This window comes from Pseudomonas sp. (assembly GCF_046581935.1).
Lineage (GTDB): Bacteria > Pseudomonadota > Gammaproteobacteria > Pseudomonadales > Pseudomonadaceae > Aquipseudomonas.
Genome location: NZ_JAYGFK010000012.1, coordinates 479,403 through 502,324, shown reverse-complemented (window position 1 = coordinate 502,324; position 22,922 = coordinate 479,403). Strand labels below are relative to the sequence as shown.

General features: G+C 59.6%; 18 protein-coding genes. 8 read left to right on the top strand and 10 right to left on the bottom strand.

Annotation, left to right across the window (positions count from 1 at the left end):
• Positions 1-94: 94 nt before the first annotated feature.
• From VCA57_RS10140 to gcvH, 3 genes are all read right to left on the bottom strand, one after another.
• Entirely contained in the window at positions 95-1,471 is a 1,377-nt protein-coding gene (locus tag VCA57_RS10140) for an L-serine ammonia-lyase (protein ID WP_411184868.1), read from the bottom strand.
• A 334-nt stretch (positions 1,472-1,805) separates the two neighbouring features.
• On the bottom strand, positions 1,806-4,658 hold the full coding sequence (gene gcvP, locus VCA57_RS10135) for an aminomethyl-transferring glycine dehydrogenase (RefSeq protein ID WP_411184867.1): 2,853 nt from the start codon (positions 4,656-4,658) through the stop codon (positions 1,806-1,808).
• Positions 4,659-4,667: 9 nt separating this feature from the next.
• Complete coding sequence (gcvH, locus tag VCA57_RS10130) at positions 4,668-5,051, bottom strand: glycine cleavage system protein GcvH (RefSeq protein WP_411184866.1); 384 nt, start codon at positions 5,049-5,051, stop codon at positions 4,668-4,670.
• A gap of 540 nt (positions 5,052-5,591) precedes the next feature.
• Between gcvH and VCA57_RS10125 the strand changes: the two genes are divergently transcribed.
• The 3 genes from VCA57_RS10125 to VCA57_RS10115 all read left to right on the top strand — a co-directional run bounded on the left by VCA57_RS10125 (position 5,592) and on the right by VCA57_RS10115 (position 11,455).
• Complete coding sequence (locus VCA57_RS10125) at positions 5,592-7,364, top strand: DUF1302 domain-containing protein (protein WP_411184865.1); 1,773 nt, start codon at positions 5,592-5,594, stop codon at positions 7,362-7,364.
• A 29-nt stretch (positions 7,365-7,393) separates the two neighbouring features.
• Positions 7,394-8,764: a DUF1329 domain-containing protein gene (locus VCA57_RS10120; RefSeq protein WP_411184864.1), complete on the top strand. Its 1,371-nt coding sequence runs from the start codon at positions 7,394-7,396 to the stop codon at positions 8,762-8,764.
• Positions 8,765-8,917: 153 nt separating this feature from the next.
• Positions 8,918-11,455 (top strand): LuxR C-terminal-related transcriptional regulator, encoded by a 2,538-nt coding sequence (locus tag VCA57_RS10115; protein ID WP_411184863.1) that lies wholly within the window; start codon positions 8,918-8,920, stop codon positions 11,453-11,455.
• A gap of 1 nt (position 11,456) precedes the next feature.
• Here VCA57_RS10115 and VCA57_RS10110 read toward each other — a convergent pair whose 3' ends face one another.
• Entirely contained in the window at positions 11,457-12,260 is an 804-nt protein-coding gene (locus VCA57_RS10110; protein ID WP_411184861.1) for a SirB1 family protein, read from the bottom strand.
• Between the two features lie 176 nt (positions 12,261-12,436).
• On the opposite strand from VCA57_RS10110, the gene VCA57_RS10105 reads away from it, so the two are divergent.
• Complete coding sequence (locus VCA57_RS10105) at positions 12,437-13,456, top strand: Leu/Phe/Val dehydrogenase (RefSeq protein WP_411184860.1); 1,020 nt, start codon at positions 12,437-12,439, stop codon at positions 13,454-13,456.
• 195 nt (positions 13,457-13,651) lie between these two features.
• Here VCA57_RS10105 and VCA57_RS10100 read toward each other — a convergent pair whose 3' ends face one another.
• On the bottom strand, positions 13,652-13,912 hold the full coding sequence (locus tag VCA57_RS10100; RefSeq protein ID WP_411184859.1) for a YebG family protein: 261 nt from the start codon (positions 13,910-13,912) through the stop codon (positions 13,652-13,654).
• 193 nt (positions 13,913-14,105) lie between these two features.
• Entirely contained in the window at positions 14,106-15,107 is a 1,002-nt protein-coding gene (locus VCA57_RS10095; protein WP_411184858.1) for an MBL fold metallo-hydrolase, read from the bottom strand.
• Between the two features lie 271 nt (positions 15,108-15,378).
• On the opposite strand from VCA57_RS10095, the gene VCA57_RS10090 reads away from it, so the two are divergent.
• A complete protein-coding gene (locus VCA57_RS10090) occupies positions 15,379-15,885 on the top strand; it encodes a phosphate-starvation-inducible protein PsiE (RefSeq protein WP_411184857.1) in 507 nt (168 codons plus the stop codon).
• Positions 15,886-15,891: 6 nt separating this feature from the next.
• On the opposite strand, the gene VCA57_RS10085 is transcribed toward VCA57_RS10090, so the two are convergent.
• The 4 genes from VCA57_RS10085 to VCA57_RS10070 all read right to left on the bottom strand — a co-directional run bounded on the left by VCA57_RS10085 (position 15,892) and on the right by VCA57_RS10070 (position 20,919).
• Positions 15,892-18,528 (bottom strand): DEAD/DEAH box helicase, encoded by a 2,637-nt coding sequence (locus VCA57_RS10085; protein ID WP_411184856.1) that lies wholly within the window; start codon positions 18,526-18,528, stop codon positions 15,892-15,894.
• A gap of 151 nt (positions 18,529-18,679) precedes the next feature.
• Entirely contained in the window at positions 18,680-19,573 is an 894-nt protein-coding gene (locus tag VCA57_RS10080) for a helix-turn-helix domain-containing protein (protein WP_411184855.1), read from the bottom strand.
• A gap of 92 nt (positions 19,574-19,665) precedes the next feature.
• Complete coding sequence (locus VCA57_RS10075; protein ID WP_411184854.1) at positions 19,666-19,899, bottom strand: thioredoxin family protein; 234 nt, start codon at positions 19,897-19,899, stop codon at positions 19,666-19,668.
• A gap of 15 nt (positions 19,900-19,914) precedes the next feature.
• On the bottom strand, positions 19,915-20,919 hold the full coding sequence (locus VCA57_RS10070; protein WP_411184853.1) for a permease: 1,005 nt from the start codon (positions 20,917-20,919) through the stop codon (positions 19,915-19,917).
• Between the two features lie 139 nt (positions 20,920-21,058).
• On the opposite strand from VCA57_RS10070, the gene VCA57_RS10065 reads away from it, so the two are divergent.
• From VCA57_RS10065 to VCA57_RS10055, 3 genes are read left to right on the top strand one after another with little or no spacing between them, the layout of a single operon-like run.
• Positions 21,059-21,415 carry a metalloregulator ArsR/SmtB family transcription factor gene (locus VCA57_RS10065; RefSeq protein WP_411184852.1) on the top strand — a complete coding sequence of 119 codons (357 nt, stop codon included), beginning with the start codon at positions 21,059-21,061 and terminating at the stop codon, positions 21,413-21,415.
• Positions 21,416-21,472: 57 nt separating this feature from the next.
• Entirely contained in the window at positions 21,473-21,799 is a 327-nt protein-coding gene (locus VCA57_RS10060) for a YnfA family protein (protein ID WP_411184851.1), read from the top strand.
• Positions 21,800-21,821: 22 nt separating this feature from the next.
• Complete coding sequence (locus tag VCA57_RS10055; protein WP_411184850.1) at positions 21,822-22,826, top strand: ArsJ-associated glyceraldehyde-3-phosphate dehydrogenase; 1,005 nt, start codon at positions 21,822-21,824, stop codon at positions 22,824-22,826.
• Positions 22,827-22,922: the final 96 nt, after the last annotated feature.

The following is a 22,922-nucleotide window of genomic DNA, read 5'->3' as shown; positions in this document are numbered from 1 at the left end:
CGGTAACGGTTAGGTGGGCAGCAGCGGGCTGAACGCCTCGTGAGCCGGAACAGTCGGCCACTGCGCAACTGCAGGGTTGTTTGGGTTGCCGGGATCAGCACTCGACAATATTCACGGCCAGGCCGCCACGGGCGGTTTCCTTGTATTTGTTGTTCATGTCCGCACCGGTCTGGCGCATGGTGCGGATCACTTTATCCAGCGAGACAAAGTGCTGGCCGTCGCCGCGCAGGGCCATGCGCGCGGCGTTGATGGCTTTCACCGAGCCCATGGCGTTGCGTTCTATGCACGGCACCTGCACCAGGCCACCGATGGGGTCGCAGGTCAGGCCGAGGTTATGTTCCATGCCGATCTCGGCGGCGTTCTCCACCTGATTGACGTTACCGCCGAGCACTTCACAGAGCGCCCCGGCGGCCATCGAACAGGCCACGCCGACCTCGCCTTGGCAGCCGACTTCAGCGCCGGAGATCGAGGCGTTTTCTTTGTAAAGGATGCCGATGGCCGCGGCGGTGAGCAAAAAGCGCACGATGCCGTCGTCGTTAGAGCTGGGAATAAAGCGGCTGTAGTAATGCAGCACGGCCGGGACGATACCGGCCGCGCCATTGGTCGGCGCAGTGACCACGCGGCCGCCGCTAGCGTTTTCCTCATTGACCGCCAACGCGTAGAGGTTGACCCAGTCGAGCACGCTCAAGGCATCGCGCAGGCTGGCTTCCGGGTGTTTGCACAGCTGGCGGTAGAGGATCGCTGCGCGGCGTTTGACCTTGAGCCCGCCGGGCATGATGCCCTCGTTGCGGCAACCGGCCTCGACGCAATCCTGCATCACTTGCCAGATATGCAGCAGGCGGCTGCGGGTTTCTGCTTCCGGCCGCCAGGCGGACTCATTAGCGAGCATCACCTGGCTGATGGACAGGTTGTGCTCGGCGCAATGCGCCAGCAGTTGTTTACCGGTGGTAAAGGGGTATTGCAGAACGGTGTTGTCTTCGACGATGCGGTCCGCCCCGGCAGCTTGCTCATCCACCACAAAACCGCCGCCCACCGAGTAGTACTCGCGTGAGCGAATCTGCAAACCGGCGGCATCGAAGGCACGAAAGATCATGCCATTGGGGTGAAAGGGCAGTGGCTTGCGAATCATCGCCAGGTGCTGCTTTTCGACAAAGCGGATCGGCTTTTCGCCAAGCAGATTCAGCTCGCTGCTGCTGCGAATCGCCGCCAGGCGGGCGTCGACGCTATTGGTGTCGACCGTGTCCGGTTGTTCGCCTTCCAGGCCCAGCAGCACGGCTTTATCGCTGCCGTGGCCTTTGCCGGTGGCGCCTAGGGAGCCGTATAGCTCGACCTTGATGCTGTCGGTACTGCTCAGTAAATCATCGCGGCGCAGGCCTTCGGCAAAGCGCAGGGCTGCGAGCATCGGGCCCACCGTGTGCGAACTGGACGGGCCAATGCCGATCTTGAAGAGGTCAAAAACGCTAAGTGACATGATTCGCTCCGGGGTGTGCTGTTTACCCTGTTGCCAGCCTTGGTTCGTAATGATCAGAGGCTTTACGTCGCTTCTGCATACAGCTTAGACCCTTGCTAGAGCTGCATCGCGAAGGGACGTCTGGATAGGCTTGTTGTTCTTGTGGGTGCAGCAAACTTGCCTCGGTTAGAGGTGAGTCGAAATTCTTGGGGTAAGCAAAACCGTAGGATGGGTTAGCGGTGCATGGCACTGAACATGCCGACAACACCACTCTTGAGCGCCGCGTAACCCATCGATGATGGCCAGCGGCGTGATGGGTATCGCTGCGCTCAACCCATCCTACGTTTACATCGCCTTAAGCGTCCTGATACGCCTCGATAGACGGGCAGGCGCAGATCAGGTTGCGGTCGCCGAACACATTGTCCACACGACCGACCGGTGGCCAGTACTTGGCTTCGATCAGGTTGGCCACTGGATACACGGCCTGTTCGCGGCTGTAGGCATGCGTCCACTCGCCGACCAGCTCCTGGGCGGTGTGCGGGGCGTTTTTCAGTGGGTTGTCGTTGGCATCCAGCTCACCGCGCTCCACCGCACGAATCTCTTCGCGGATGGCGATCATGGCGTCGCAGAAGCGGTCCAGTTCTTCCTTGGATTCGCTTTCGGTCGGCTCGATCATCAGCGTGCCGGCCACCGGGAAGGACATGGTCGGCGCGTGGAAGCCGAAGTCGATCAGGCGCTTGGCCACATCGTCAACGCTGATGCCGCTGCTGTCTTTAACCGGACGGATATCGAGGATGCATTCGTGCGCCACCAGGCCGTTGCTGCCCGAATACAGCACGGGGTAGTGCTCTTCAAGGCGGCGGGCGATGTAGTTGGCATTCAGAATGGCCATCTGCGAGGCCAGCTTGAGACCTTCGCCGCCCATCATGCTGATGTACATCCAGGTGATCGGCAGGATGCTGGCGCTGCCGAACGGCGCGGCGCTGACCGCACCTTCTTTGCGGGCCATATGGCCGTGACCGGGCAGGAACGGAATCAGGTGGGCTTTGACGCCAATCGGGCCAACACCTGGGCCGCCACCGCCGTGCGGAATGCAGAAGGTTTTGTGCAGGTTCAGGTGCGAGACGTCGCCGCCGAACTGACCAGGGGCACAGAGGCCGACCATGGCATTCATGTTGGCGCCGTCGATGTACACCTGGCCGCCGTTGTCATGAATGATCTGGCAGATTTCGCGGATGCCTTCCTCAAACACGCCGTGGGTCGAGGGGTAGGTGATCATCAGTGCGGCGAGACGATCCTTGTGCTCTTCGGCCTTGGCCTTGAGGTCGGCGATATCGACGTTACCGCTGCTGTCGCACGCGGTTACCACCACGCGCATACCGGCCATGCTGGCGGTCGCCGGGTTGGTGCCGTGGGCCGACTGCGGGATCAGGCAGATGTCGCGCTGATCGTCGCCGCGACTGTGGTGGTAAGCACGGATGGCCAGCAGACCGGCGTACTCGCCCTGGGAGCCGGCGTTTGGCTGCAGGGAAATGCCGTCGTAACCGGTGGCCGCGCAGAGCATGGCTTCCAGTTCGGTTGTCAGTTGGGTGTAACCCTGGCTCTGTTCTGCTGGAGCGAAGGGGTGCAGGTTGCCAAATTCAGCCCAAGTCACCGGGATCATTTCGCTGGCGGCGTTGAGCTTCATGGTGCAGGAACCCAGCGGGATCATGCTGCGGTCCAGTGCCAGGTCTTTGTCGGCCAGTTTGCGCAGGTAGCGCATCAGCTCGGTTTCGCTGTGGTAGCGATTGAACACTGGGTGGATGAGGATTTCGCTTTGGCGCAGCAGACCTTGCGGCAGTTGCGCCGCCACACCAGCAGCCAGTTCAGCGAAGGCCGGTAAGGCTTTGCCGTCGGCGAACACTGCCAGCAGCGCTTCAATGGCGGCTTGGTCGGTGGTTTCGTCCAGGGACAGGCCCAGGCGCTCGCCATCGATTTCACGCAGATTGATCCCGGCAGCACGGGCTTTGCCGTGCAGCTCGGCAGTTTTGCCGCCGGTGGCCAGGCTCAGGGTGTCGAAGAAGAATTCCTGCTCAACGCTGTAACCCAGGGCGCGCAGGCCCTTGGCCAGGATTGCGGTGAACTGGTGAGTGCGCTGGGCAATCTGCGTCAGGCCTTTCGGGCCGTGGTACACGGCATACATGCTGGCGATGTTGGCCAGCAGCACTTGCGCGGTACAGATGTTACTGGTGGCCTTCTCGCGGCGGATATGTTGCTCGCGGGTCTGCATGGCCAGGCGCAGGGCCGGCTTGCCGAAACGGTCGATGGACATGCCGACCAAGCGGCCCGGCATGTCGCGCTTGAATGCATCGCGGGTGGCGAAGTAGGCGGCATGTGGGCCACCGAAGCCCAGTGGCACGCCAAAACGCTGAGCGCTGCCCAGGGCGACGTCGGCACCGAACTCGCCGGGTGGGGTGAGCAGGGTCAAGGCCAGTAGGTCAGCGGCGACGGCAACCAGCGCGTTGGCGGCGTGGAAGCGTTCAACCAGTTCGCGGTAATCGAAGATATCGCCATTGCTCGCCGGGTACTGCAGCAGCGCGCCGAAGTAGGCGCTGGCATCAGTAATTGCGGCTTCGTCACCAACCACCACTTCAATACCCAACGGTTCGGCACGGGTGCGCAGCACGTCGAGGGTTTGTGGGTGGCAATGCTGCGAGGCGAAGAAGGCGTTGCTGGCCTTGTTCTTCGACAGGCGTTTGCAGAAGGTCATGGCTTCGGCGGCAGCGGTGGCTTCATCCAACAGCGAAGCGTTGGCGATCTGCATACCGGTGAGGTCGCTAATCAGCGTCTGGAAATTCAGCAAAGACTCCAGGCGGCCCTGGGAAATCTCTGGCTGATACGGGGTGTAAGCGGTGTACCAAGCTGGATTTTCCAGCAGGTTGCGTAGGATCGGACTCGGCGTGTGGGTGCCGTGATAGCCCTGACCAATATAGGTTTTGAATTGCTGGTTATTGCCGGCAATGGCCTTGATCTTGGCCAGCGCGTCGGCTTCCGACAGGCCCGGCAGGGAGCCCAGGACGCTGGAGCCCTTGATGCTCTCGGGGATGACTTTGTCGGTCAGCGCGTCGATGCTGGCGTAGCCGAGCAGTTCGAGCATGGCGGCGGTATCGGCTTCACGTGGGCCAATGTGCCGGGCGATAAATTCGTTTTGGGTGGTCAGCTTGGTCATTGCAATCTCTCAGGCGTCAGCATTGGCGTTGAGCAGGCGCTCGTAAGCGGCCTGGTCGAGCAGGTCGGCAACTGCACTGGCATTGACTGGACGGAAGCGGAAGAACCAGCCCTTGCCCAGGGGATCTTCGTTGACCAACTCAGGGCTGGATTCTAGCTCGCCATTGACTTCAACCACCTCACCGTCCAGCGGCATGGCGATGTTGCTTGCGGCTTTTACCGATTCCAGCACGGCCACTTCGTCACCCTCGGCGTAGCTCTGGGCTTCTGGTAGCTGGATAAACACCACATCACCCAAGGCTTCCTGGGCATAGGCGGTGATGCCCACGGTAACCAGGCCATCGGCATCCTGACGCAGCCATTCGTGCTCAACGGTAAAACGCAATTCGCTCATGTGAACTCCTCAAGGGTGATGACTCGCCCTTTCTGCTGGGGGCGATGTGCTGGGCGTCCGCGCAGGCGGCGGACGAAAGATCCAAAGACCATAGCAAGGTAGGTGCCATTATATTTTTTACTAATTAAAACAATGACTTATAAGTTTTTAGCGGAGTTGCCTTTATCGCCTCTGTAGCGAATTCGATACGCTAGCTGCGGGCCAGGCGTGCAATTGCAGGGTAAAGACACGGCTGTCGTGGGTTGAATGGTTTGTGTCGCTTTCAATACGATGTATTGAAAGCGTTACGATGCTTGCCCGATAACGCGTGATGTTCTGCGCAACAGGCTGCTAAACACGCTCGGCAAAGGGTGTGGTTGGGTATTCATCCACGCTATGCCGCGCCATTGCATTGGTCCATAAGGGCAGCGGAGCTGTTCACCGCAGAGCGCTATTCACTCTTTCGGCTGACACGGTAAATACCTCTTTCGGGCGCTTATCCCGCTCAAGGCGGCTGGGTAGCTTGGGGCCTCAACACGAACCCCGCTCCAGGAGAGCCGCATGAGAACAACAACAAGACATGCCATCTTCCAGCCCAGCGTATTGGCTGTAGCCATTGCGGTTGGCTGCGTCGCGCCTGTCCAGGCCGTCACGTTCAATATTGGTGAGGTCGAAGCACAGTTCGACTCATCCCTTTCTGTGGGGGCCAGTTGGAGCGTTCGCGGTGCCGATCCGGACTTGATCGGTACGCGCAACGGCGGCAAGGCGTCTTCTCAGACCAACGATGACGGCCGCCTGAACTTCAAGAAAGGTGAAACCTTCTCGAAGATCTTCAAAGGTATCCACGACCTTGAGTTGAAGTACGGCGATACCGGCGTATTTATTCGCGGCAAGTACTGGTACGACTTTGAGACCAAGGACGAAAGCCGCTTGCTGTATGACATCGATGACCACAATCGCAAGACTGCAGCGCAGGCCTCTGGCGCGGAAATCCTCGATGCCTTCATCTATCACAACTACAACCTGGGCAGCATGCCGGGCAGTGTGCGGGTCGGTAAGCAAGTGGTTAGTTGGGGTGAAAGTACCTTTATCGGTAACTCGATTAACTCGATTAACCCCGTCGATGCTGCCGCTTTCCGCCGGCCAGGGGCTGAGATTAAAGAGGGCCTGATCCCGGTCAATATGCTTTACGTGTCACAGAGCCTGACCGACAGCGTGAGCATGGAGGCGTTTTACCAACTGGAGTGGGATCAGACGGTTATCGATAACTGCGGCACTTTCTTTTCCAACGGCGACACCGCTGCCGATGGCTGTGAAGACCGCTTGGCGGTAGCTGGGGCTGATGTGGCGCCTGGTGAGTCCAACAATACTGGTAGCGCTGGTAATCCACTTTATGTGCCGCGTGCCGGTGACCGCGATGCGCGCGACAGTGGCCAGTTCGGTGTGGCGCTGCGCTGGTTTGCTGAGTCGCTGAACGATACCGAGTTCGGTCTGTATGCCATGAACTACCACAGCCGTACCCCGAGCGGCAGCTTCATACGCACTACAACGCCATCGCCTTTCCTTATTCCCGGCGCGCCGAACGCGCGTTACTTTCTTGAGTACCCCGAGGATATCCGTCTCTATGGCGTGAGCTTTCAAACCAACGTCAACGGAACGGCCTTGTCTGGTGAGCTGAGTTATCGGCCGAATATGCCGATTTCAATCAACTCCACAGATCTGACGCTTGCCTCTGTCGGGCTGCCCAACTCACCGGTGTTTACCAGTGGTCATGCGCAAAATGTCGCTGGCGAGGAAATTGCCGGTTATGTACGCAAGCCAGTTACCCAAGCTCAGATCAGTGCCGTGCAATTCTTTGACCGGGTATTGGGTGCCAGCCGCCTGACCGTGGTTGGCGAGGTGGGTTACAACCACATCAGCGGCATTAGCGATGATGTTGGTGAGCTGCGCTTTGGCCGCGATCCGGTTTATGGCCTTGGTGAACTGGGCACAAATGCAACCTGTACGGCAGCACTCAATACCGCCAACCCAGATCAGTGTAATAACGATGGCTTCTTCACCACGAGTTCTTGGGGCTATCGCCTGCGCGCCAGTGCCGATTACAGCAACGTTTTCGCCGGGGTCAACCTTTCGCCAAGTATCGCTTGGTCGCATGACGTCGACGGTTACGGGCCGAACTTCAACGAGGGTAGCAAGGCCGTCAGTCTTGGTCTGAACGCCGACTACCAGAACACCTACACCGCCAGCCTCAGTTACACCGACTTCTTCGGTGGTGATTACAACACCAGCGTCGACCGTGACTTTGTCGCCCTGAGTTTTGGTGTGAACTTCTGATCAACGCAGTGCAAAAGGATCCGTACACAATGAAAAATACAAGAATCCTGCAGGCTGGGGCGCTGGCGCTGACTTTGTTAGCCAGCAGCGTGATGGCCGCAGTCTCCGAACAAGAAGCGGCTCAATTGGGCACCAGCCTGACGCCACTGGGTGGTGAAATGGCGGGTAATGCTGATGGCAGTATTCCGGCCTGGGATGGCGGTCTAGCGACCAACGCGGCGGCTGTTGATGACAAGGGCTTTCTCGCCGACCCGTATGCCAGCGAGAAGCCTCTCTTCACCATTACTGCGGCCAATGCCGAGCAGTACAAAGACAAGCTGTCAGATGGTCAGATGGCCATGCTTAAGCGCTATGCCGACAGTTATAAAATCCCGGTTTACCCCACTCATCGAACCACGTCCGTGCCTGCGGCGATTGGTGATGCGGCCAAGGTCAGTGCGCTGAACACTACGCCTGTTGATGGCGGTAACGGCTTGCAGAACTTTAATGCCAGCCGCTACTACGCCTTCCCCATTCCCAAGACTGGCGTTGAGGTGGTCTGGAACCACATCACCCGTTACCGCGGTGGTAACACCCGTCGTGTGGTCACGCAGGCTACCCCCCAGACCAATGGCTCTTACAGCTTGGTGAAGTTCGAGGATGAGGTGGCCTTCCCGGCGGATATGCCAGACCTTGATCCGGCCAAGGGCAGTAATGTGCTGCTGTATTTCAAGCAGCGAGTAACCGCACCATCACGTCTGGCCGGTAACGTGCTGCTGGTTCACGAAACCATCGATCAGGTTAAAGAACCGCGCTTGGCGTGGATCTATAACGCCGGTCAGCGCCGGGTAAGGCGCGCGCCGCAGGTGGCTTACGACGGGCCGGGCACCGCCGCTGATGGTATGCGTACGGCCGATAACTTCGACTTGTTCTCCGGCGCGCCTGATCGCTACGACTGGCAGTTGGTTGGCAAGAAGGAAATGTACATTCCCTATAACAGCTACAAGCTTGATTCGCCGTCGCTGAAATACGACGACGTGCTCAAGGCCGGGCATATCAATCAAGACCTGACTCGTTACGAGCTGCATCGGGTTTGGGAAGTGGTTGCCACCCTGAAGAGCGGTGAGCGGCATATCTATGCCAAGCGTCATATGTATGTCGACGAGGACAGCTGGCAAATTGCCCTGGTTGATCATTACGACGGCCGTGGCCAGCTTTGGCGTGTTGCCGAAGGCCATGCGCAGCAGTACTACAACCATCAAGTACCGGGTTACACCCTTGAAGCACTGTATGACCTGGTGGCCGGTCGTTACTTGGCTCTGGGCATGAAAAACGAAGAAAAGTCAGCGTACAACTTTGGCTTTAAAGCCTCGGCTGCAGACTACACCCCAGCCGCCCTTCGTAGCTCCGGCGTTCGCTAAGCCAATACAGCACCTGTTACTCCATGATTGGGCGGCCTTCGGGCCGCTTTTTTTATCGCTGCGCATAACCTAGCGTGATAGAGCTGTAAACCACAGGCGTTGAGGTTTAGCCTGCAAGGATCCGGTTCCCGTAGAACAATAAAACGAGCCGCCATGAACGCATTAGCGCCTTTCTCGCTGAGCGTCGCAGGGCCATCCTGCGGTAGCGTTAAGCGCCCACCACCCGGGCATATTTCCCGTATAGCCCTGCAGCAACGCCTACTCGGCGAAGACTGGCGGCTGCGCTTGCTGATCGCGCCTGCCGGCTTTGGCAAGACCGTACTGCTGGCCGACTGCGCCCGTGAATGTCCAGCAGGCTGCCACGTGGTTTGGCTTAATTGCGCCGCTGACGGTATGCCGGTCGAGCAATTCGCCCAGCAGTTAGGGCGGTTGCTGGGTTACGCGGCACAACTGACGCCTGATGAGGTATTGATGGCCCTGGCGCAGGAGCCGCGTGAGCTATGGGTCATGCTCAACGATTACCCGGCCCAGCCCGATAACGCTCTAGACGATTACCTCAATCAATTACTTATGCAGACGCCTGCCAGCGTTTGCTGGTGGGTGGCTAGCCGTCGTCGTCCAGTCTGCAATCTGTCGCGCTTATTGTTGGAGGGCGAGTTACTTGAACTGGCAGCGACTGATCTGTCGTTTAACGAGACTGAGGTGGCCGACTGGTTGCAACAGCTAGATCCAGCGCACAGTGCTTGGGCGCATGAGCTGCATGCGTATACCCTCGGCTGGCCGGCAGCGTTGCGCCTACGGTTGTTGGCCGCTCAAGCTGAGCCTGGCGAGGTTGCTGCGCTTGGGGATGGGCTGCACGATCATTTGCTCGCTGAGTATGTTGAGCGCGAGGTGTTGCAAGGGCTGCCGCATGAACTGCTGCAGATGCTTTATCAGCTCGCCCAACTGCCACGCTTCAACCCAGCGTTATGTGATCACTTGTTTGGTGTGGGTGAGGGTGCGGACTGGCTGCGCATGCTGATCGAACGTGGCCTATTTATTCAGGAGGATGAAGCAGCCAAAGGCTGGTTTGTCTTGTTTGCACCATTTGCCAGGCTGTTGCAGCGGCTCACCTTGAGTATTCCTAGCTGTGCTCTGCATGTGCATGCCAGCCAGTGGTTTGCCAGTCAGGGCGACATTCGTGCGGCGGTTGAGCACGCGCTATTGGCCGGGCAACCAGAGGTGGCCAGTAGTTTTCTTGAGCGCTTTACCGAAGAGCAGGTGCTGCAAGGACAGGATCTGGCGCTGATTCTGCGTTGGCGCAGCGAGCTGCCAGAAAGCCTGTTGTGCAGCACGCCAAGGCTGATTTTGCTCAATGCCTGGGTATTGTTGTTGGTGGGGCGCTTGGATGAGGCGCAGGCCTGTATCGATCAGTTGGCCAGGTTTCAGCCGCGCAGTGATGGTGCGCGCACGCGCGAGCTGTTTTCTCATTGGCAGGCTATCCAGGGCATCATCGCCTATGGCCGGGTGTGTGCGGTCGGTGCCCGCAGCCACCTGCTTGAGGCGCTGCAGGGCTTGCCGGAAAGTGCCTGGGCGCAGTCTTTGCTGTGCCGTTCGGCGCTGACCCTGGTGGCTATTGGCGAAGGCAATCTTGAACTGGCACAAAAGCTTAGTTTCGAGGCATTGAAGCAAGCGCGCTTGCACGGTAATTCAGTATTCGAGGCGCTGCTGGAGCTGGACCATGCCCTGTTGCTGGAAGCGCGCGGCGAGTTTGCCCGCGCGGAGGCGCTGTTGCAGCGGGTGCTGACGGCAACCAACCCCGCTGCATTACGCAGTACCCCGGTTTTGGCACGCCTGCAGCTGCGTTTGGCACGCGTGCAGTTGCGTCAGGGGCGACCGGAAGAAGCTGCGCACTGGTTGCCAATAGGCCTTGAAAATGCGCTTAGTTGTGGCGATCCGGGGGCATTTCACGGTTATCTTGGTTTGGCTGAGTTGGCCATGGCCCAAGGCGATTTTGCTGGCGCTTTTGCTCATCTCGGTGAGGGTGAGCGGTGGATGCAACGCCAGCACGTCAGTGAAACCCTCTATCGCGGCACACTGTTATTGGCCAGCAGCCACCTTTGGGTTGCCCAAGGACACCATGCACGAGCGCGCATGGCGGTTGGCCGGGTATTGGCTTACTCGCAGCGGGTCAAGGCTATTCTGCCAACCCCTAACTTTCCCGAGCTAATTCCCCGTTTGCAGCTGCTGTTGCTACAAATGGATCTGGCCCAGGGCGAAGATGTGCGCGAGGACTTGCAGCAGTTGCTGGATCAGGCCTTGAACCAGGGCCGGCAGGCGCTTGCGAGTGAGCTTTGGCTTATTTATGCCGAAGCCTGTGCGGCGTTTGCTGATAAGGCAGCGGCTGAGCGTGCGCGCGAGGCAGGGCAGCTACTGCGTCGTCGTTTGGGTTATCAGCATCTCTGGTTCACGGTCGCCAAACCCGTCGGTGAGTGCGCCGGGGTGCCGGCAGCACCAGCCAATGCACTGAGCCAGCGTGAGCTCGCCGTGTTGCGTTTAATCGCCCAAGGTTGTTCCAATCAGGAAGTCGCCGAGCAGTTGTTTATCTCGCTGCATACGGTTAAGACCCACGCCCGGCGGATCAACGGCAAGTTGGGCGTGGCGCGGCGTACCCAGGCAGTGGCTAAGGCCAAGGCGCTGGGTTTCTTTTAGCTCAATGCCGCGCCGGGCTGGCGCTGAGTTGGCGCAGACGCTGGCTGAGTTGCAGGTGCTGCGCCGGGTCATCGCTGAGCAGCAAGGCGCGCTGCAGATCGAAGCGTTCGCCTTGCGGGCACTCCAGTTGTTGATAAATGTCGGCGCGGGCCAGGTGGTCATGCAGCGTCGGCGGGCCGAGCAATAGCACGCGTTCGGCATCGCGCAGGGCGGCCAGTGGTTCATCTGCTTGCTGGTGCAGCTGGCGCAGGTTACGCGAGAGCCGCTGCAGCATCCTGCGGGCGTCGCAGGCATGCAGGTGGCTGGCGCTCAACTCGGCGTTGGGACCATGCTGGCGTTGCAGCAGTTCGCGGCATTCGCGGGTATGCAGGCGTCTGCCGCTGCAAGGGTCGAGCAGGTGGTCGGCCCCCGGTACACGCACGAGAAAGCGCCCCGGGAAATTCACGCCCTGCAGGGGGATTTCCAGGCGTCTGGCCAGTTCGATGGCGATCAACGCAAGGGACAGCGGCTGGCCTCGGCGTCGCTGCAGCACCAGGTTGAGTAAGGCGGCCTGCGGGCGTAGCGGGTATTGCTCGTCTTCGTGGAAGTCCAGTTCGCTAAGCCGGCGTAGCAGCGGTTGCGCCAGCTCCCGCGCGGGGAGGTTGGGCAAGCCCTGGCGCACCTGTAATTGCAAACTGTCGAGCTGGCGCAGCAGCTCCGTGGGCTGCAGATGCGGTTGATGTTCCACGGCAATCCACAGCGCCGCCTCGAACAATGCGGGTGGTTGTTGCTCCAAACAAGCGAGGCAGGCAGCGCGTGGGTCCATGGCAGTCTCCCGGTGTCTCTGGCTTTGTAGTCAAGTTACGGTACTGAGTCCAGTGCTGTGTTTTCGCGCGTACGAGCAATCCGCTGCAAGGCGCGGGATTGGCGAACTGACCGCCGGGAAGTGGGCGACTGGGTTGCTGCCTATACTGATCTGCAAATCAGTACGGGAGCCACAACATGTTCGCCATGATGGAAAACGCCCGGCTAGAGTCGCTGCACTTTGCCGAGGACCCGCACAGCGGTCTCAAGGCGATTATCGCCATCCATAATTGCCGCTTGGGGCCGGCCTTGGGCGGTTGCCGTTACCTGAATTATGTCGATGAGCAGAGCGCCGTGGAGGACGCGCTGCGTCTGGCCAGAGGCATGAGTTACAAGGCCGCGTTGGCCGGCTTGCAGCAGGGCGGCGGCAAGGCGGTGATCATCCGGCCCGCGCATGTTGAGAACCGTGGTGCGCTGTTCGAGGCCTTTGGCCGGTTTATCGAAACACTCAACGGTCGCTACATCACCGCCATGGACAGCGGCACTTCCAGCGTCGATATGGATTGCATCGCGCAATTTACCCAGCACGTCACCAGTACCACGGCCGAAGGTGACCCATCGCCGCACACAGCCATGGGCGTGTTTGCCGGTATCCGCGCCACTGCGCTGGCACGCTTGGGCAGTGACAATCTGGAAGGCCTGCGCGTGGCCATCCAGGGCTTGGGTAATGTTGGCTATGCCTTGGCCGAGCAACTGCACGCTGCGGGCGCCGAATTATTGGTCAGCGATTTGGACCCCGGCCGCGTTCAGCTGGCGGTTGAGCAGCTAGGCGCACGACCAGTAGCCAGTGAGGCCTTGCTTGCCACGCCGTGCGATATCCTCGCGCCCTGTGGTCTGGGTGGGGTGTTGAACCACGTAACGGTCGGGCAACTGCGCTGCTCGGCCGTGGCGGGGGCGGCGAACAACCAGCTGGCCAGTGCCGATATCTCGGACAGCTTGCAGGCCCGGGGAATTCTCTATGCGCCGGATTATGTGATCAATGCTGGCGGGCTGATCTATGTGGCGTTGAAGCATCAGGGCGAAAGCCTAGTGGCGATCACCGCCCACCTGACGCAAATCAGCCGGCGGTTAACGGAGGTATTCGGTCATGCCCAAGCGGACAAACGCTCACCGGCACGGGTCGCCGATACTATTGCCGAGCGCTTGCTGTATGGCTGATTTTTGGCGAAGCCGCCTGTGTTAGGGGCTTTAACCGACTAAAAACTCGCCGCTGAAGCGCCTCCTACAGGGCAGTGGCATGCGCCAGAAATGCAAAACCCCAGTCACGGACTGGGGTTTTGTTGACTGCCGTTAGCGGCTGTTGTCGTTTCTCGCAGCAACGCGGCTCGCGATGAAACGGCAACAGACCCTAGATTACTCAGCAGCGGTTCCGCTCAGTTCACTCAAGGCATCGGGTTGATTCTTGAAGGCCTTGGCGAAGATTTCACGGTTCTTGGCCATGTAAATCCCCAGTTCTTCACCCTGGGTTTCATTGAGCGTAGGCACTGCTTTTTGCAGTACATCGGTCAGTAATTCGGCCAGTTCGAGCATTTTGTCATGACGATCGGCTTCGGCTTTATCCATGAATAAACGCTCCAAATCCCGGCTGCTGCGGTACACCACTTCGACGGCCATTCATCACCTCTACGCCTTCACGCTGATAAGTTGCAATAAACTGTTTATTTGTACAGTGGTTGCGAGCATAAAGAACTCGCGGGCATTTGAACAGCAGCAATTTCCTTGCCGGATAACCTTACACGCGATTCGCTGCTGTTTTATGGCAGCCAGTCAGGTTGCCGAATGAGCAACTGACTGGCCGTGAGTGAACTTAGCGATCGCTACGGATCGGGCCAAACTCCACTGGGACCCAAGCATAGCCGCTGCCTTCAGTGCGTACATGGCCGATACCTGGGAAGGGCAGGTGCGCTCCGGCCACCCAGAGTTTGTCGCGTGCGGCTTCGGCGAAGAGCTTCTTACGCGCCTCTAGTGCTTTGGCGCTGTCCGTATCAAATTCGATGACCACCTCTGGTTTGGCGAACTGCACGGCATAGCTGTGCACAATATCGCCCCAGACCAGCATGCTCTGGTTTTTTGAGCTGAGCAGATAGGAGCTGTGGCCAGGGGTGTGGCCGTTACTGGCGATGACGCTGACGCCAGCGAACAGTTGGCTATCGGGGCTGTAGCGCTTGAGTCGTTGCTGGGCGATGTAAGGCGCAACCGACTGTTGCGACATCTTGAACATCCCGCGCGATGCCTGGGGCGCTTGGCTGGCGGCTTTATCACTGAGCCAGAAATCGGCGTCGGCTTGCGGTACATACACCGTGGCATTGGGGTATGCCGCTTTACCGTCGGCGCTGAGCAGGCCGCAAGCATGGTCAGGGTGCAGGTGCGTGAGGAGTACGCTGTCGACCTGCTCAGGGCTGTATCCCGACGCTTTCAGGTTGCTCTGTACCATGCCCAAGGTGGAGCCGAAGCATTTTGCTGCACCGGTATCGATCAGCAACAGGTTAGTGCCGGTATTGATCAAGTAAGCGTTTACCGCCGTTTGTACGCCGTTGCTGGAGTCGATAAACATTTTCGTCAGCAGGCTTTGAATATCTTCAGCACTGGCGCCGCTGAGGATCTTTTTATCGAGGTCAATGTAGCCGTCGTATAGCGCCGTTACTTCAAAGTCGCCCACGGCCATGCGGTAGTAGCCAGGCACCTGAGTTTGCTGCATGGCCACCGGGGCGGCGCTGGCGCTCAGGGGAATAAGTGCGGCGAAGGCGGTGCAGCTGATTACGGCAGCGGCACGCAATGTTTGGCGTGCGAGCGATAGTGATAGAGCCATGGGTGATCTCCGGTGAGGGCCTGCGTTAAAGCGAACGGCATAACGCGTAAGGGTAAAACAGTGCTTATGGCGTGTATGACCCGGCTTGTGCAATAGCCATAGAGTGTCATGGCTATATGGAAAACTATTTATCCTGCGCTGTCGGTTGCTGGCGTATCTGTTGCAAGTGCTTTTTACCGAGCGCGAAGCTTCTTCTACTGCAGTTCCATGCGCGAGTGCCAGAGGCTGGTCGCATGGGGCGCTTGTCGTTTGTTGGGTTCAAGGAGATTTCATGGGTAAGCCAAACTGGGCTGAGCAGATGCGTGAATACATGCATGGCTTGGCGGGGTCGCTGGGCAATCTGTTGATGGAGGGGTTTCACTACCTGGCATTGTTTGCCATCGGGGCGGTCACGGCCTGGGCGGCGGTGATGGCTTTTATCGGCATGCTGGAAAAGGGCCATATCAGCGTCGATGACATCCTGCTGCTGTTTATCTACCTGGAATTGGCGGCGATGGTGGGGATCTATTTCAAGACCAACCATATGCCAATTCGCTTCATGATTTATGTGGCGATTACCGCGCTGACTCGCCTGATGATTTCCGACATTTCGCACAACCATAAACCTGACATGGGCGTGGTGATGGTCTCCGGGGCGATTCTGCTGCTGGCGCTGGCGATTTTGGTGGTGCGTTATGCATCCGCGCGCTTCCCCTCGGTGCAGGCCGTTGGCCCACGGCGCAAACGCAACGTGGAGGACGATGCGGCGGAGAGGGACGACACGCAAAGCGACGACTAACGGAACTTAGTCGTTTAGCGGAGCAAACAGCGCCTGCAGGTCATCTTCGTTGAGTTGCAGTTGGGTCTGGCTACCGCCTTCCAGTACGCCACGGGCCAGGTTGGCTTTGGCCTGCTGCAGTTGCTGGATCTTCTCTTCAACGCTGCCGCGCGCAATCAGCTTGTAGACGAACACCGGTTTGTCCTGGCCGATGCGGTAGGCGCGGTCGCTGGCCTGGGCTTCTGCGGCTGGGTTCCACCAGGGATCGAAGTGGATTACGGTGTCGGCGGCGGTGAGGTTCAGGCCCGCGCCACCGGCTTTCAGGCTGATCAGGAAGATCGGCAACTCACCGGCCTGGAACTGCTGCACCGGGGTGCGTCGGTCCTGGGTGCTGCCGGTGAGTTTGGCGTAGGCGATGCCACGGCTTTTCAGCTCGGCTTCGATCAGTGCCAGCATCGAGGTGAACTGTGAGAACAACAGCACCCGCCGACCCTCGGCGAACAGCTCTTCCAGCATATCCAGCAGGCCGCTGAGTTTGCCCGAGTCGGCACTGGTCAGGTTGCTGTCACCTTCATCACCGAGCAAACGCAGGTCACAGCAGGCCTGACGCAGGCGCAGCAGCGCTTCGAGAATCACGATCTGGCTGCGCGCCAGGCCTTGCCGGGCGATCTCGTCGCGCACCTTTTTATCCATGGCCAGGCGCAGGGTTTCGTAGCGGTCGCGCTGCGCCGCGCTAAGTTCAACCCATTGGGTTATCTCGGTTTTCGGTGGCAGTTCGCTGGCCACCTGCTCTTTGGTGCGGCGCAGGATAAAGGGTTTTATGCGACCGTTGAGGTGCGCCAGGCGCTGTTCGTTGGCGTTTTTTTCAATCGGCGTGCGGTAGTCGCGGGTAAAGCTTTTGCCGTCACCCAACCAACCGGGCATAAGGAAGTTGAACAGCGACCACAGCTCGCCCAGGTGATTTTCCAGCGGAGTACCAGTAAGGCACAGGCGCTGCCCAGCCTGTATTTGTCCGGCGGCAATGGCGGCTTTGCTGCGCGGGTTCTTGATGTTTTGTGCTTCATCGAGGATCAGCAGGCGGTAGCTGTGTGCGGATAAGGCCTTGAGGTCGCGTGGCAGCAGGGCATAGGTGGTGAGGATGATCTGCTGTTCGGCAATTTGCTTGAACAGCGCACGACGCTTTGGCCCGTGCAACGCCAGCACCTTGAGCTGTGGGGTGAAGCGTGCAGCTTCGTCCTGCCAATTGGGGATCAGGCTGGTGGGCATGACGATCAGCGCCGGCTGCTGCAAACGTCCGGCGTTGTACTCGCAGAGGATATGCCCAAGGGTCTGCAAGGTTTTGCCCAGGCCCATGTCATCGGCCAGCAGGCCGCCGACTTGTAGCTCGGCCAGCCCTTGCATCCAGGCCAGGCCTTGCAGTTGATAGGGCCGTAGCTCGGCCTGCAAACCAGCGGGTGCTTGCAAGGTAGCGCTGTCCAGCTGTTGCAGACGCTGGGCGAAGTCGCGCAACTGGCTGCCGCCTTGCCAACTTAATGCAGGGCCTTGTTCCAGGTGACTCAGTCGTGCGGCATCCATGCGTGACAGGCGCAGGCGTTGGCTGGATTCGCCGGGCTCGCGCACGAACAATTCGCCAAGGGTGGCCAGCAGCGGCTTTAGTCGGGCCAGTGGCAAGGCTACGCGTTTGTGGTTGTGCGGCAGGCTGACCAGCAGCATTTCATCGTCATCGCGCTTGTTCAGGGCTTCGCCATTGAGCAGCCAGGGCTTGTGGCGGATGGCCTGCAGGAGAATCGGCAGCAGGCTGATGCGCTGACCTTCGACCTCAATGCCCAGCTCCAGGTCGAACCAGGTTTGCTCGGGGTCTTCCTCAACCTCTGCGTACCAGTCATCGACCTGCGCCAGGTTGTATTGGAAATCCGCCTGCATGCGAATCTGCCAGCCTTCCTCGCGCAGCAACGGCAGTTGCTCACGCACAAACAACAGCCAGGCGGCTTCGTTGGCTTGCTCAAAGGCTTCGCCGGCGCTTTCTGGCAGGGCTTCGCTTTGTCTGAGGGAAACCTGCATGCCGGTCTGTTGCAGGCGCTTGCGCAGCTGCGCCTCTGTGTCGAAGTCACGCACGATACGCAGGCTGCGGCTGGGACTTTGTTTGACCAGCAGGTCTTTGCCATTTTTGCCTGAGGCCAGGTGGCCCTGATACTCGAAGGCCAGTGCCGCGCGGTGTTGGGTTTGTTCTTGCATGCGGCCCTTGCGCGCATCGAAGTGCACACGCACCAGGCTGCCAAGGCTCAGAACTGGGCTCGGTTGCAGGTTCTCCAGGCGTTCTTCGCGGGCTTCTGGGCTGCTGATGATCAGTGGCGAGAGGTCGACGCCTTGCTCTTGCTGGGTTTGCAGGGTGAGCAGGGCGCTGGCCACATGCTTGCAGTTGAAGCCCACCGGGCAGCTGCAATTGCCCGTCACGCCCCAGCCCTGGCCGTAATGGTGCAGGGTGATGCGTTGCTGATAGGTTTGCGCGCCAGAGCCACGGCAACTGGCCAACAGGGTGCTGTCCTTGAGGCTGAGCAAGCGGCTGCGGCCTTGCGCGGCATAGCCTTGGCCGCGCTGTAGATCGCCCACGCCAAACTCCGCGCGCCAGTCTTCCAAGCGCAGATGGAGGATGTCGAGGGGCATCAGTGGCACCGCATTGGCGAGCAAATGAGTCGTGACATGGGCAGCTTTCTCAAGGGCAGCCGATGATTCTTGCACAGCCAGCAAGGGATTAGCAGATGGTTTGCGGTTTCAGGTTGTGATCAGTTGTGTCTCTGCTGGGCGGGGCGCTGCATTAACGCTTGCGGCCTGCGGGTTGTTGCAGCACCGTGCGGTATAGCCCTGGTGTGGCGCTGAAGGCCTGGCGGAAACGGTTGCTGAAGTGGCTGGCGCTGGCAAAGCCGCAGGCCAGAGCGACCTCCGACAGTGGCAAATGGCTGTGTTGCAATAATTGCTGGCCATGGCGCAAGCGCTGCGCCAGCACATAACGATGAGGCGGTACGCCAAAACTGAGCTGGAACATTCTGGCGAAGTGGTACTCGGAGAGGGCGCACAAGCCGGCCAGGGTTCCCAGGCTAAGTGGCTCACTGAGATTGGCCTGGATAAATTCGCGCACCCGCCGGCGCTGGCTGGGCGCAAGCCCTCCCTTAAGGCGCAACCCTTCGCGCCGGCCGACCTGGGACAACAGGGCATGGCTGATCAGGCCATGAGCCAGGCTGCTGCTGAGCATGCGTTCGCCCGGTTCGCTCCAATCGAGCTGGATAAGCTGGCGAAAACGTTGGGCCTGCTGCGCATCATCGAGGAAGGTGCCTTCGCGCAGTTCTAATTCACGTGGCTCACTATCCAGCAGATGGACGGCGGCGAGGGCGAACTGCTCTTGGCTGGTGTACAGGTGCGCCAGCTGGATTTCACCATTGATCACCCAGGCTGACTGGTGTCCGGCCGGTAGAACGCACAGCTTGTTCGGCGCACCTTTGCTGTGCGGGCTTTCGCGGCGGAAGGTGCCAGTGCCGCCGGCCAGGTAGCAGGACAGCGTGTGGTGGCTGGGGGCTTCATAGTCGCGGGCATCGTGGCGGTTGCTCCACACAGCCGCAGCCAGCCCATCGCCCAACTCGGCGCTGCGGTGCAGGCGAGTGTGCGGTGAGCTGTGCATGCTTTGGAAAACCTGTAAGTGCTCAAGTTGCGACATAAATCCTCCGTCGCCCCATGCTACGCCTGGTGTTTTGCTGTGCCAGCCCCTGCGCGTAGAAAAGCGCAAGATTGTGCAAGGCGGCGCATGAGTCAGGCGCCGAGCAGTTTCTCCACATCGCCGGTGCTCAGCACTTTGCCGACCGATACCACTTTGTCGTCAATCACCAGCGCGGGAGTCGACATCACGCCATGGGCGGCAATTTCGGCGATGTCGGTCACCTTGAGTATCTGTGCCTCGCGGCCGAGGTTCGTTAGCGCCGCTTGAGTGTTGTCGCCCAAGGCGATGCATTTCTTACAGCCGGAACCGAGGATTTTAATGATCATGCTGTGCTCCATCAGTCAGATAAACAGGTAGGCGAACGCGTTAAACAGGTAGCCAATCAACACAATGCCAACGGCCACGATGCCGAAGAACAACGCCAGCAGCGGCGCTTTGACGACTTTCTTGAGCATGATCAGCGAGGGCAGTGATAGCGCGGTAACCGCCATCATGAACGCCAGCGCCGTACCCAGGCCGACGCCTTGGCCAACCAGCGCTTCGGCAATCGGCAGGGTGCCAAAAATATCGGCATACATCGGGATGCCGAGCACAGTCGCCAGCGGTACCGACCACCAGTTTTCCTGGCCTAGCAGCGCTTCGATCCAGCCGGCGGGAATCCAGTTGTGAATGGCCGCGCCAATGCCGACGCCGATCAATACGTACAGCCACACACGGGTGAAAATATCGCTGACCTGCGCCCAGGCGAATTGCGCGCGATCGCGGCGCGTCAGTTGTTCTTGCGGAATGTCGAGCACCGGGTTGTGCATCACAAAGGCTTCGACATAGCGCTCCATCTTCGCCCGGCCGATCAGCGTGCCACCGAGCACTGCCAGCACCAGGCCGATCAGCACGTAGGCAATGGCAATCGACCAATTGAAGATGCTCGCCAGCAGAATCACCGAGGCCAGGTCCACCAGTGGCGAGGAGATCAGAAAGGCAAAGGTCACCCCCAGCGGCAGGCCGGAGCTGGTAAAGCCGATAAACAGCGGGATCGACGAGCAGGAACAAAAGGGTGTGATGGTGCCCAGCAGCGCCCCAGTGAGCTTGGCCTTGAAGCCGCTCATGTTGCCGAGAATGCGCCGGGTGCGCTCCGGCGGGAAATAACTCTGCACCCAGGAGATACTGAAAATCAGCACGGCGAGCAGGATGAATATCTTGATCACGTCGTAGATGAAGAAGTGCAGGCTGGCACCGACGCGGCTGCTCATGTCTAGACCGAAGCCGTCCTCCAGCAGCGCACGCACCAACCAGGCCAGCCAATCCATGCGCAGCACTTGATCATTTAGCCATGTGAACCATTGCATCTGCTGTCCTTAAGTGGCGGCACTGACACAGCGCTGTGTTTGCAGGATATTCGTTTTACAAGATATATGGATTTAAATATATTCGCCGAATCGTATTTCTGTGGCGCGGCGATGCCTGCGCGCAGCAGCAGAGGTGAGCATGCTTGAACCCTTAAACCCCGCGACTGTTTTCAAATGCCTGGCGGATGAAACCCGCGCACGCATGACCTTGCTGATCACGGCCGAAGGCGAGCTGTGTGTATGTGAGCTGACCACCGCGCTGGAGGACAGCCAGCCGAAGATCTCCCGCCACCTGGCGCAGTTGCGCAACTGCGGCCTGCTGGAAGATCAGCGGCGTGGCCAATGGGTGTACTACCGCCTGCATCCGCAGCTGCCTGAGTGGGCGCAGCAGTTGCTGCAAGTGACCCTGCAGGCCAACCAAACCTGGCTTGCCGCCAACACCGACAAGCTGCAACGCATGCGCAATCGCCCTGAGCGACAGAGCCTGTGCGGTTGAGTCGTCGCTCGTTGCTGCCTGGCCGTTTCTTCGTATTGCAAGATTATTGAGGTAAGCATGCTCAATATCCTGGGGTTATTTGCTCTGACTGCATTGGCCGAGATACTCGGCTGCTACCTGCCGTACCTGTGGCTTAAACAGGGCAAAAGCATCTGGCTGTTGCTGCCAGCCGCTGCGTCGTTGGCCTTGTTTGTTTGGCTGTTAAGCCTGCACCCGACGGCGACTGGGCGGGTGTATGCCGCTTATGGCGGGGTTTATGTGGCGACGGCGATTGTCTGGTTGTGGCTGGTGGATGGTATTCGTCCGAGTCATTGGGACCTGCTAGGGGCCGCCGTGGCGCTGCTCGGCATGGCAATCATCATGTTCGCCCCGCGTTCGGTTTAATCATTTAGCGAGAAGATCTTTTATGGCTATCAAAGTAGGCATCAACGGTTTCGGTCGTATCGGTCGTCTGGCGCTGCGTGCCGCCTGGGGCTGGCCGGAACTGGAATTCGTGCAGATCAATGATCCGGCCGGCGATGCGGCAACCCATGCGCATCTGCTGAATTTTGACTCGGTGCATGGCCGCTGGCAGCACGAGGCCGGTAGCGACGGCGATGCGGTGGTGATCGACGGCAAGCGCATTCAGGTCACGGCTAACAAATCCATCAGCGAGACCGACTGGAGCGGTTGCGATCTGGTGATCGAGGCCAGCGGCAAGATGAAAACCGTCGCGGTGCTGCAGGCCTATCTCGACCAAGGCGTTAAGCGCGTGGTGGTCTGTGCGCCAGTCAAAGAGCCGGGCGCGCTGAATATCGTCATGGGCGTTAACCAGCAGCTGTTCGACCCGGCGCAGCACCGCATTGTCACCGCGGCGTCCTGTACCACCAACTGCCTGGCCCCGGTGGTCAAGGTGATCCACGAAAACCTCGGTATCCGTCACGGCTCGATCACCACCATCCACGACCTGACCAACACCCAGAGCATCCTCGATACGCCGCACAAGGATCTGCGTCGCGCCCGCGCCAGCGGCATGAGCCTGATTCCCACCAGTACCGGTTCGGCCACAGCGATTGCCGAGATATTCCCCGAGCTGCGCGGCAAGCTGAATGGCCACGCTGTTCGTGTACCCCTGGCTAACGCCTCGCTGACCGACTGCGTGTTTGAGGTCGATCGCGCCACCACGGTGGAGGAGGTCAATACCTTGCTCAAAGCTGCCGCCGCTGGACCGCTGGCTGGGATTCTCGGCTATGAGGAACGGCCACTGGTGTCCATCGACTACCGCACCGACCCGCGCTCCTCGATCATCGATGCGCTGTCGACCATGGTGGTCAACGGCACCCAGGTGAAGCTCTACGCCTGGTACGACAACGAATGGGGCTACGCCAACCGCACTGTTGAGTTGGCGCGGATGGTGGGGTTGGCCGAATGATCGCGATGGCCGGCCTCGCGGCCGGTTGGTGGGTTACGCCTTCGGCTAACCCACCCTACGTTCACGCCAGAGGTTCGTAGGATGGGTTGAGCGCAG